The organism is Micromonospora sp. NPDC050686, assembly GCF_040654475.1.
Classification (GTDB): Bacteria; Actinomycetota; Actinomycetes; order Mycobacteriales; family Micromonosporaceae; genus Micromonospora.
Map to the genome: position 1 here is coordinate 1 of NZ_JBFAID010000096.1, position 11,429 is coordinate 11,429.

At 69.1% G+C, this 11,429-nt stretch carries 10 protein-coding genes; all 10 read left to right on the forward strand.

Annotated features, from left to right (window positions below):
* Positions 1-969 (forward strand): hypothetical protein (locus tag AB0H57_RS31740; protein WP_357512354.1); only part of this gene is annotated, 969 nt, incomplete at its 5' end.
* Positions 966-3,317, forward strand: coding sequence for an amino acid adenylation domain-containing protein (locus AB0H57_RS31745; protein WP_357512355.1), 2,352 nt, complete (start codon positions 966-968; stop codon positions 3,315-3,317). The genes AB0H57_RS31740 and AB0H57_RS31745, both read left to right, overlap by 4 nt.
* 9 nt (positions 3,318-3,326) lie before the next feature.
* Positions 3,327-4,217 carry an LLM class flavin-dependent oxidoreductase gene (locus AB0H57_RS31750; protein WP_125807712.1) on the forward strand — a complete coding sequence of 297 codons (891 nt, stop codon included), beginning with the start codon at positions 3,327-3,329 and terminating at the stop codon, positions 4,215-4,217.
* Positions 4,218-4,424: 207 nt separating this feature from the next.
* Positions 4,425-5,156 (forward strand): aspartyl/asparaginyl beta-hydroxylase domain-containing protein, encoded by a 732-nt coding sequence (locus AB0H57_RS31755; protein WP_357512356.1) that lies wholly within the window; start codon positions 4,425-4,427, stop codon positions 5,154-5,156.
* 81 nt (positions 5,157-5,237) lie between these two features.
* Positions 5,238-5,762: a VOC family protein gene (locus AB0H57_RS31760; RefSeq protein WP_357512357.1), complete on the forward strand. Its 525-nt coding sequence runs from the start codon at positions 5,238-5,240 to the stop codon at positions 5,760-5,762.
* Positions 5,740-6,747, forward strand: coding sequence for a hypothetical protein (locus AB0H57_RS31765; RefSeq protein WP_357512358.1), 1,008 nt, complete (start codon positions 5,740-5,742; stop codon positions 6,745-6,747). The genes AB0H57_RS31760 and AB0H57_RS31765 overlap by 23 nt, the downstream gene beginning before the upstream one ends.
* Entirely contained in the window at positions 6,744-7,757 is a 1,014-nt protein-coding gene (locus AB0H57_RS31770) for a class I SAM-dependent methyltransferase (RefSeq protein ID WP_357512359.1), read from the forward strand. The genes AB0H57_RS31765 and AB0H57_RS31770 overlap by 4 nt, the downstream gene beginning before the upstream one ends.
* A 37-nt stretch (positions 7,758-7,794) precedes the next feature.
* The gene (locus AB0H57_RS31775; protein ID WP_357512360.1) at positions 7,795-8,205 is read left to right on the forward strand and encodes a cupin domain-containing protein; all 411 of its coding nucleotides are present in this window, start codon (positions 7,795-7,797) and stop codon (positions 8,203-8,205) included.
* Between the two features lie 74 nt (positions 8,206-8,279).
* The gene (locus tag AB0H57_RS31780) at positions 8,280-10,007 is read left to right on the forward strand and encodes a gamma-glutamyltransferase (protein WP_357512361.1); all 1,728 of its coding nucleotides are present in this window, start codon (positions 8,280-8,282) and stop codon (positions 10,005-10,007) included.
* Positions 10,008-10,009: 2 nt separating this feature from the next.
* Entirely contained in the window at positions 10,010-10,693 is a 684-nt protein-coding gene (locus tag AB0H57_RS31785; protein WP_357512362.1) for an FMN-binding negative transcriptional regulator, read from the forward strand.
* Positions 10,694-11,429 lie beyond the last annotated feature (736 nt).

Below are 11,429 nucleotides of genomic sequence, written 5' to 3' on the forward strand. Positions count from 1 at the left end.
CCCGGCAAATTCCCAACCCTCTGCCGATCGAAGGGAACCATGATCTCGGATCACGACGACATCGGCATCGGCTCGTTCACGTGCGCCTTCGGCGATGTGGAATGCAAGCCGGAGAACATCCCTGATTTCGGCGCCCTCTGGGAGACCGTGTCGTTCGGCACCGACTTCCATGAGATGGGATGTACGACGTATCGGAAAATGTCCGGGCCGGTCGAAGACTATGTCGTGGACGCCGTGCGCCGAACCCTCCGGGACGCCGGCGTCGCCGCCGCGGACATCGACCACCTTGTGTTCGCGACCAGCGACCCGACCTTGGCTCTGTTGCCGTCCGACTTCGCGGGCCGAGTGCTACTCGCCTTGGGAATGGACGACTGCGTCCCTCATGTCATCTCCTATCAGCGGTGCTGCAGCTCGCTGACCGCGCTTCGGCATGGTCAGCGGCTGTTGGCCGATCCGGAGGCGGCCCACGTGGTGGTCGTCGCCGTGGACTTCGTGCCGCACGACCGCGACCGGGTGCTCCCCTACGCGATGTTCGGTGACGCGGCCGCGAGCTGCCTGCTGTCCCGCCGGCCGGGACTCGTGCGGCTGGTCTCGTCCGCGGTAAAGATCGACCCGGAGGGATTGCGCGGCCGCGACACGTTCGTCTCGCGCAAGGATGTCGCCGAACGGACGCTGTCCGCGGTGCTCCGGGCCGGTGGCCGGCAGCAGGCACAGATATCCAAGGTGTTCGCGGCCAACCTGCACAAGCCGCTGACGCTGTTCAACGCGACATCCGTCGGTCTGCGCCCGGACACCCTGCACTTCGCCGACACGCTCGCCGCCTACGGACACTGTGGAAACGCCGACTGGATGATCAACCTGGCCGATTATCACGAGCGGTTCGGTATTCAGCCCGGACAGACGTATATGGCGCAGTCCCTGGCGCCGGGGTTCTACGCCTGCGGACTCTTCGAAGGAAGCGCGCAGTGAGCGGGTATCTGTCCACAACGGATTGCATCGGACCGATCGCCCTACCGGACGGCGTGCTGGAAACCCTGCACTCCCTCGCTCGGGCGGCCGGCGTGGACAACTTCGACCCGCTGTCCCTCTGCGCCGGTGTACTGGCCGAGCGGCTGCCACGCCCGGGCACCCGTTGCCGCATCCTGATCACCCGGGGGCCGGTCGAGGCGATCGTTGGGGCGACCGGCGCCCCGGACCTGTCCCTGAGCTTCCGCGAGGCGCTCCGGCAGGCCCGCCGGCCGCGGTACACCATCGTGCCCGGACCGGGGGACGACGACGAACCGGTTGCCGTGACGATCCTGCTCGACCGGGCCGGCCAGCAGCTGTACGTCGACACCATGACGGACTCGTCCGACCTGCCCACCGCGCAGGCCTGGGCGCGCTCCTTCCTGCAACTGCTGACCAGCATGGAGAACGAACCCGATCGGCCGATGCGCGACCATCCGCTGGTCGGCGCCGAGGAACGCGAGCGGATCCTGCACGGCCTCAACCCACAGCGCACCCCGGATATCCGATACCGCACGATGGCCGAACCGTTCCAGGCGCAGGCGGAGCGAACCCCGGATTCGGTCGCGTTGCAGGACGAGAACGGGGACACGGTCAGCTACCGGGAGCTGAACGAGCGCGCGAACCGGCTGGCCCACCACCTGCGCGAGTGCGGTGCCCGCCCGGGTACTCGGATTGGCGTCTTCCTCCAGCGCGGCATCCACCAGGTTGTCGCGTTCTACGCCGCGGCCAAGACCGGCGCCACCTACGTTCCCCTGGACGCCGACCTGCCGGACCAGCGCATCGCCCTGATGCTGGCGGACTCGGCGCCAAGCCACGTGCTGACCGATCCGGCCTGCCGCGCTCGCCTGCCCGGCGGCGCGTGGGAGATCCACGACGTCCACGCGGAGCGCACATGGTCCGGCCGGCCCGCGACGAATCCGGATCTCGACGGCGGCCCGGGTGGCGTGGCCTCCGAGCCGGTCCACATCCTCTACACGTCGGGGACGACCGGCCGCCCCAAGGGCGTGGCCTCCCGCACGGCCGGCACCCTGGCCAACGTCTTCTGGATGCAGCGCCAGTACCCGTACCATCTCGGCGATACGGCCCTGTACAAGACCTACACCGGGTTCGACGTGCACATCTGGGAGATCTTCTGGCCGCTCTACCATGGGGCGCGGGTGGTGATCTGCCGGCCCGGCGGCGAGCGCGACCCGCGGCACCTCGCCGGACTCATCCGGGACCACGACGTGTCGATGATCTTCCTGGTGACGACGCTGGTGCCGGCTTTCCTGGACGAGATGTCTCGGGTCGGGGCCCACGCGCTGCGGTGGTTGGTGTGCGGCGGCGAGTCGATGAGCCCGCGGATCCCGGCGGCCTTCCACGCCGCGCTGCCCGGCAGCACCCTCGTCAACGCCTTCGGTCCCACCGAGGCCGGTTCGGTCACCGACAACGTCATCGAGCCCGGCTGGGACGGCGTAGTCGTTCCGGTCGGCCGTCCCGCGGACAACTTCCGGGCAACCGTCCTGGACACCAACCTCGATCTTGTCCCGGTCGGCACGCCCGGGGAGGTGTACATCAGCGGTGTTGTCGGCCTGGCGGACGGCTACTGGCGGCAGCCGGGCAGGACCGCGGAGCGGTTCGTCGCGGATCCCCACGGGCCGCCGGGGTCGCGGATGTACCGCACCGGTGACCTCTGTCGGCTTCGCGAGGACGGCGCGCTGGAGCACCTCGGCCGGATCGACCGGCAGGTCAAGATCCGTGGCCTGCGGATCGAACCCGGTGAGGTCGAGGCGGTGCTGGCCGCTCACCCCACGGTCGGCGACTGCGCGGTGATCGCCCACGGGCCGCCGCCTCGCCTGCTCGCCTTCGTCGTCCCCGCCGGCGGGCGCACGACCGCCGACCTGGACCCCGCGGCGCTCCTCCAACTCGCGGCCGGACTGCCCCGCCAGATGCGGCCCGCGCACGTCGTGCCCGTGGACCGTCTTCCGACGACGGTGAACGGAAAGCTGGACCACAACGAGCTGATCAAGATCTGGCAGGCGTCGACCGAGCCCGAGCGTACGGTCGTGCCCCCCGCCGACGAGCTGGAAGCCACCCTCGTCGAGATCTACCGGCGGGTCCTGGGGCGGTCGCAGATCAGCGTCCTGGACACGTTCGTCGAGCTCGGCGGCCACTCGATCCTCACGTTCCGGCTGCGCGACGAGTGCCAGGCGATCCTGCGAACCGCGCCCGACCTGACGAAACTCCTCGACGGGACGTTGCGCGACGTGGCCGCGGCGATCCGCGACGGAGGGTGCCCATCCGAGACGAGATCCGGGTTGGCCGGATGAAGGAAACAAATGAGATTCGGCATCCAGATCGTCCCGGAGGACCGTTGGCAGACGGCGCGCGTGAAGTGGCGCCGGGCCGAGCAGATGGGATTCGATCACGCGTGGACCTATGACCACCTGAACTGGCGGGCGTTCCGCGCGAAGGACTGGTTCACCTTCGTCCCGACGCTGACCGCGGCGGCCATGGAGACCGAACGGATCGGGCTGGGCGTCCTGGTCGCCTCGCCCAACCTGCGACATCCGGTGTACCTGGCCAAGGAAGTCGCCGCCATCGAGGACATCTCCGGCGGCCGCCTCATCCTCGGTCTCGGCGCCGGTGCCGAGGGCTTCGACGCCACCATGACCCGCCGGACCGCGTGGAGCCGGCGGGAGCGGACCGAGCGGTTCGCGGAATACGTGCGGCTCACCGACTCGCTCCTGCGGCAGCCGGTCACTACCTTCGACGGCCGCTACTACGTCGCCGATGAGGTTCATTCGTACCCGCTGTGCCAGCAGCGGCCCCGCGTCCCGTTCGCCGTCGCCGCCGGCGGGGCCCGCGGCATGCGCTTGGCGGCCGAGTACGGCTCGTACTGGGTGACGACGGGCGAGCCCAACCGGGTCGAGAGCGCGCCGTACGAACAGGCGCTCCCCGTCGTCCGCCGGCAGGTGGAGGCGCTCGAAAAGGCCTGCGTGGAGGTCGGCCGTGACCCGGCCACGGTGGCCCGGTTGCTGGTCTGCGGCCCGTCCGTGGGCGGTGTTCTCGAGTCGCCGACGGCGTTCTCCGATGCAGCGGGCCGATTCGCCGAAGCCGGCATTACGGATATCGTCGTGCATTGGCCTCGGCGCAGCGAACCCTATTCGGGAAAGGTGGAGATCTTGGAGAAAGTGGCCGAGGATCTGGATCGTCACCGGAACACGTGACCTGCGTACCAAAGCGGGAGTCGCCTAGCGTACCGGAGGAGCCCCGAATTCGGCTGAGAGGGATTGCGTGATCCGATGCGAACCCACTATGTAGCAGACACCCCACTCGATGACGTCCGCCTCGCCAAAGACCTCGAGCACAGCGATTCACTTCCGTGGTCCGAAGCGCACAGCGACTACCTTTCCCGCGGCGCCTATAGGAGCTGCATGCTCTGGACCCCGGGCGGAGCCGATGGCGACGGAGTGGTCACCAAATACGATCACCACCAGCCCGGCGCGTTCACGGAGTACGGCAACCAGCTTCCCTATCTCCGCGAGCTGATCAGCACGGTTGTCGATCTGGATCGGCTGAACTTCGTGCGGCTAGCGAAGGTACAGAACAGCGTGGGCTTGCCGCACCGGGACCTGCTCGAGCTCAGCGACATCCCGGACGACACCCGCAACGCCCACCGGGCGCACATCCCCCTCGCCACCAACGAGAACTGCTTCTTCAGCGAGGGCAACACCGTGTACCGGATGCGCCGGGGCGAGATCTGGTTCCTCGACGCCTCAGTGATCCACTCGCTAGCGGTGCTCTCCACCGAGGCGCGGATCCACCTCATGCTCGACTTCGTGAACGCGCCGTCCGAGAAGCCATTGATCACGATCCCTGGCCACAGCGCCGACGCCGGCATTCCGGAGGACCGGATAGTCAAACGACCACCGGTCACCGATGCCGACCGCGCCAGCCTATTGCGGCTCGCCGACGTCATGACAATGGAAACGGTCGACGAGATATTCAGCATCGTCATCAAAAAGCATTACCGGTACGACGGTGGCGACGACTTCGTGTGGAGCACGATGATTGACATCGCGCGCGCTTGCGAGGACACCAAAATCCTCCGGCACATCGAGGAGCTGCGTCGCTACTTCACCATCGAACGGTCTCCCTACACATAACCACGCGAGCCGCCGGCTGCCCGAGAACTGCGGAACTCCTCCGAAGACAGGAAAAGAACCTTGGCCCCAACCACATCTGACGTGGCCGCGCCGGGCAAGCCCTCGGCCCGCCCGGTTCCGCTGACCGGGGCGATCGACCACGTGGGCATCCAGACGATGGACCTGGAGAACGCCGTCCTCTGGTACCGGGAGTTTCTCGGCTGCACGGTCTCCTGGGAGGTGAGCGGCGGCTTCTCCGACCTGAGCCGGCGGCGGCTCCCCGGCCTGACCCGCCTGGTCGAGGTGGCCGTGGGCGACATCCGCCTGCACCTGTTCACCCGCGACCGCGGTACGCACGGGCCGCCGGCCGGCGAGGTGAACCAGTTCCAGCACCTGTGCATCCGGGTCGACACGCCGGAACAGCTGCGGCTGTGGCGCGGCCGGTATCGGGAGCTGTACGAATCGGGCCGCTTCACCTTCGCTCGCGCCGAGCCGGCCACCGAGATCGACATCGACGGTCAGGGTATGCAGAGCTTCTACGCGTACGACGTGAACGGCCTCGAGCTCGAATTCACCTACCTTCCGGATACCTCCGAGGGGACGGATGCCGCCGATGCATCCGCTTGAGGCACCGGCCGTCGTCACCACCCTCCCGTCCGGAGCGGAATGGGCGTTCGGCGGTCATCCTTACGGGCTCGAGCCGCTGGCCCTGCCCTCCCGATGGGTACCCCGAACAGTGCCCGTGGATTCGATGCGGATCGAGGACCTGCGGGAACGGCTGGCGCACGCGTCACCCGCCTCGATCCACGACCTGCGTCCGGACAGTGCCGAGGACATCGACCGTCTGTTCTGGTTCCGGTGGATCACCGCCCACCAGACCACCTTCCTGCTGTGGCAGATGCTCGGGGCCATCCTGCGGGAGAGCGAGGCCGCGCGGGTCGAACACGAGGAGCTCGCCACGCAGGCGCGATTGCTGGTGTGCGGCTATTCGCTGATGCTGATGTACGGAAGCTCCGCCCCCCGGCACATCTACGGACCGGTCATCCGGATGCCGATGGCCCGCCAGCACGTCAATCTCACCGGCGCCTGGGCCCGCGACTATCCAGCGGTCCGGCCGCTGATCCGGGGCAAGGTGACGATCGGCTCCGGCACCGTGGCGGAAGCCCTGCGCCACGAGTGCGAACTCAACGAGCAGGTTCACGAGGGGATCGCAGACAAGGTCCTGTCCTCGGGAGAGGTGTCCTTGCTGCAGAGTCCCAAACCGAAGGGCCGACAGCAGATCCCCCGGGACACCTTGATGTGGCTGTACGACGGCATCTTCCTGACCAGCCGTGCGGCGGCCGTCTCCCAGCTCGCGGCCGCCAGCCAGCTGGTCCGCCGACTGCACGCCATCTTTCTCGACGTCACCGCGAACGGCCTGTACCCCTCCTTCGCGCCGAGCGCGCACGAGGAACCGCCCCGCCTGCGGACCCCGGAGGTGATGCGACGCAAGGCGGGACTGGCGGACTGCGTCATGGAGATCATGAGCCTCGTGAGCGCGCCGGCCACCCAGGCCCACCCATCGAGAACGGTCCGGACCAACTCCACGATGCGAAAGTTGAGGAATACATGACCGCCGCGACAACCCATCTGTCCAAGGAAGCGCGATACTGTGCGGATACCTTCAACGGTGCCGTGGCTGCAGCCGCTCTCGGCGCGGCCTGGGACATCGGCTTGTTGGACGAGCTCGCCGACCGGGACGCTGTCGACGTACCCGAGTTCACCGCCCGCACCCGCACCCACCCGCAGGCGGTTCGCCGGATCCTTGTCGCGCTGTCCAGCCGCAGGATCGTGGTCGTCGACGCCGGGACGAACCTGGCCCGGCGCGGACCGGGATTCGACGAGGCGTTCCGTACCAGGGGTTTCTTCTACTGGCTGACCAGGGGCTGTGGCGAGCTCTTCACCAATCTCACCACCCTGGTTCGCACCGATGAACGCTCCGACCGCCAGATGCGCCGCGATTCGCGGGCGATCAGCGTGGCCTGCCGGAGCATCGCCCGCAATTTCTTCGACCCGCCGCTGCGGGATCTCCTCGACGGTATCGACTACACGACCGTCGCCGATCTCGGCTGTGGCAGCGGCGATCGGATCATCATGTTGGCCGAGCGGCGACCCGCGATCCGGGCCATCGGTGTCGATATCGCCCCGGGGGCGTTGGCGGTCGCGGGAGAGGCGATCCGGGATGCGAACCTGACGGACCGGATCACGCTGCTCCGGGATGATGTGCTGAACATGTCGCCGAGGCCGGAGTACGCCGACGCCGAACTGGTCACCTGCTTCCTCATGGGGCACGACTTCTGGCCACGGGACAACTGCGTGAAGACACTGCAGAAGCTCCGAGAGACCTTCCCCAACGCACGAAACCTCCTCCTCGGCGACACCTGTCGGTCCGTCGGCGTCGAAGGTCCGGACCTGCCCATGTTCACGCTCGGCTTCGAGACCGTGCACGCGATCATGGATCAGTACCTGCCCACGCTCGACGAGTGGTACTCGGTGATCGATGAGAGCGGCTGGCGTCTCGCTGATCAGCGGCTCATCGAACTTCCCGCGTTCAGCTTCATCTTCCACCTGACCCCAGCCTGATCCGTCATCGACGCCGCCGTACCCGGAGGAACACCCCATGGACGCCCCTTCCGCAAGCTCCGCAGTCGCGGCCGCCGCCCCGGCCTCCCGAATGGATCTTCCGCTGTTCCGTGAGATTCCCGGACATCACGCACCCACACCGTTCTACCTGACCGACGACATGTACGGCGGGCTGTGCTTGGAGCTGGCCGGCGGCGAGCTCAGCGACAAGGTGGGAAAGCCGGTGGCCGATCCGCATACCCACGAGTGTCCCGAGATCTATCTGCTGCTGTCACCGAATCCGGGCGGTGGCGTGATCGAGGTGGTCGCCGACGGACGCCAGCACACGCTGACCTCGCCGGCGACATTCTTCATCCCGGCCGGTACGGTGCACCACTTCGTCACCCGCAAGGCCGAACCGGGCACGTATTGCCTGGGCCTGCTGCTCACCGGGTCAACCCAACGATGACCGTCCTGCGACCCCAGCTCACCGGTACCTCCGGCGCCGTGGCCTCGACGCACTGGTTAGCGTCCGCCGTCGGCATGGGCATCCTCGACCGGGGTGGCAACGCCTTCGACGCGACGGCGGCCGCCGGCTTCGCCCTCCAGGTGATCGAGCCGCACTCGAACGGGCCCGGCGGCGACGTCGTGATCTCGGTCTACCCGCGCTCGGCCGGCATGGTACGCGTCATCTGCGGACAGGGCCCGATGCCGCAGGCGGCGACCATCGAGCGGTTCGGCGCGCTCGGCATCGAGCAGATGCCCGCAGCGGGCCTGCTCCCCGCGACCGTGCCGGGCGCGTTCGGCGCCTGGATGCGCCTGCTCGCCGAGTTCGGCACGATGCCACTGGCCACCGTCCTGGAACCGGCGATCGGGTACGCCTCCGGCGGCTACCCGCTGCTGCCCGGCGCCGCGGCGACGGTCGCGGCGATGGCTCCGCTGTTCCGGACGGAGTGGACCGCGTCCGCGCGCACCTACCTGCCCGGCGACGCGGTACCGGCGGCCGGCGCCCGGATGCGCAACGCCGCGCTGGCCGGCACCTACGAGCGGCTGCTGCGCGAGGCGCGGGCCGCCTCGACCGACCGGGAGGCCCAGCTCGAGGCGGCCCGGGCGGCCTTCTACGAGGGCTTCGTCGCCGACGCGATCGACAGCTTCGCGCGTACCACCGAGGTGCTCGACTCCACCGGCGGCCGGCACCGCGGCCTGCTCACCGGCGACGACCTGGCGGCCTGGCAGCCTGCCGTCGAGGAACCGTGCGCGCTGCCGTACGGCCACTTCACCGTCTACAAGCCGGGGCCGTGGTCGCAGGGCCCGGTCTTCCTCCAGCAGCTGGCGATCCTGTCCGGCTGCGACCTGCGCGGCATGGGGCTCGGCACCGTCGACTACGTCCACACCCTCGCGGAGGCGGCTAAGCTCGCGTTCGCCGACCGCGAGGCCTGGTACGGGGACCCGGCGCACACACCGGTGCCGATGGCCGAGCTCCTGGCGCCGGAGTACACAGCGCGGCGTCGCTCGCTGATCGGCGACCGTGCGGCCCTCGACCCCCAACCCGGCCAGGTGGGCCCCGGCCAGCCCTGGATCCCGCAGGCCAAACCGGAGCAGCCGGGCGCCGACGAGCCGGACTGGATGACCCAGCTGCGCAGCGGCATACCCACCGTGACCGCCGGGGCGCCGCAGGCCGGCGCCGGGAACACCTGCACCGTCGCGGTCGCGGACCGGTGGGGAAACCTGGCCGTGGCCGTGCCCAGCGGCGGCTGGCTCAAGAGCTCACCCGTGATCCCCGATCTCGGCTTCCCGCTCGGCACCCGCGGCCAGACCGCCTGGCTCGTCGACGGCCACCCGAACTCGCTGGCGCCCGGCCGGCGTCCGCGCACGACGCTGAGCCCCAGTATCGTGCTGCGCGACGGCGAGCCGTTCCTGGCGTTCGGCACGCCGGGCGGTGACCAGCAGGACCAGTGGACGCTCCAGGTGTTCCTCGCGATCGCGGAGTTCGGGCTGGAACCGCAGGCCGCGACCGAGCTCCCCGCCGTCAACATCGACCACTTCGCGCAGTCGTTCGCGCCGCGCGCCTCCCGGCCGGGCGTGCTGGTCGCGGAGCGTTCGCTCGGGCCCGAGGTGCTCGCCGGCCTGGAGCGGAAGGGCCACCGGCTCGACGTGGTGCCGGCGTCCACCCTCGGCAAGGTCTGCGCCGCCGGTGTCGACCCGGATACCGGCTTCCTTCGGGCCGCGACCGGCCCGCGGGGCCGCCAGGCCTACGGAGTGTGTCGGTAGCCATGTTCGTACCGAGCCACTACCGGATCAAGGACGAGGACTGGCACCGCCGGATCATCGACGGCCACCCCCTCGCGACGCTCACCACGAACGGGACGACCGTTCCCCTGGCCACCCGCCTGCCGGCCCTGGTCGCGCCGGGTGAACCCGAGTACGGCCCGCTGGCCGGCACCGAGATCCTCGGCCACCTCAACCGCGCCAACCCGCACTGGAAGGCGCTCACGGACGGCACGTACGCCCGGCTGATGTTCGACGGGCCGGGCGGCTTCGTCACGCCGGCCGTCTACCCCGGCGACCCCTCCGCGCCGACGTGGAACTTCGCGGCCGTGCACGTCTGCGGCCGCCTCCGGTTGATCCGCGGGCGGGAGGAGACACTCAAGGTCGTCCGGTGGACGGCCGCTCGCCTGGAGGATCGCTTCGGCGCGGGCTGGGACCAGACCTCCTCGGTCGACTACTTCCGCCGGATCGTGCACGGCGTCGGTGCCTTCCGGCTGACGATCGAGTCGGTGGAGGCGCTGTTCAAACTCAGCCAGGAGAAGCCGGCGGACGTGCAGGAGTCGGTGATCCGCCGCTACGAGGCGGATCCCAGCGGCGCCGGCTGGCCGATCGCCCGGCTGATGCGGGAGGCCGGGATGGGCGGCTCCGCCGGATCGCCGGACGACACCGCGTCCTCCTGCCCCTTCTGACCTGCCCCACCGCACAAGATACCGATGATCCAACAACGAAGGCCGCGACGAGGGGGACCGCTCGACTCGCCGCTACCCGATCCGTACGCGTTGACCTGGCGGTCGCCGGACCCACGACCAGTCATCCCCCATGGGCGGTTGACCAAGCCGCGCACGCTGATGAGGCTGTTGCACAACCGGCTGCCTCGGACCACCACCGCAGAGCCAGCGGCTCGGTGCCGCGCCGCGAGTTCCTCGCCACCCTCACCCGCGGAGGTGATCCGGTCCCGCCGGCCGGCGACGTGGAGGAGGTACGCCGCCTGGGATTCCTGCGAGCCGTTAGGCCCTAACAGGACCGCATCTCAGTTGATTTGGGGTTGAGCCGGTCGGCTTGCCGACAACAGATCAGAGCGGATGCCAGGCGCAGGAATCCGGTGTAGTGGGAAGCGGCGGGCCAGCCGACGGAACCGGCTGGCCCGCTCCAGGCAGCGTTCGATGGGATGTGGTTCGCTGTTTGCGCGGCGTGGCACTCACCGAGTAGTTGGCCGTGTTCGTGGCAGGTGTGGCAGACGACCAGAATCTTGCGGCCGGGAGTAGCAGCAGCACTGCGGCTGGAAGTCGCCCGACCGGTCAGCGCTCCTGCTCGGTGGGCGCTTTCACTAGGTTAGGGTATCGGCCTCGAGCACGGTGAGGTCGCGCACCGCGTACCGGTGATGCTCGGCCTCTTCCTTGAGCACGACGCTGAGGCAGCGGCGTA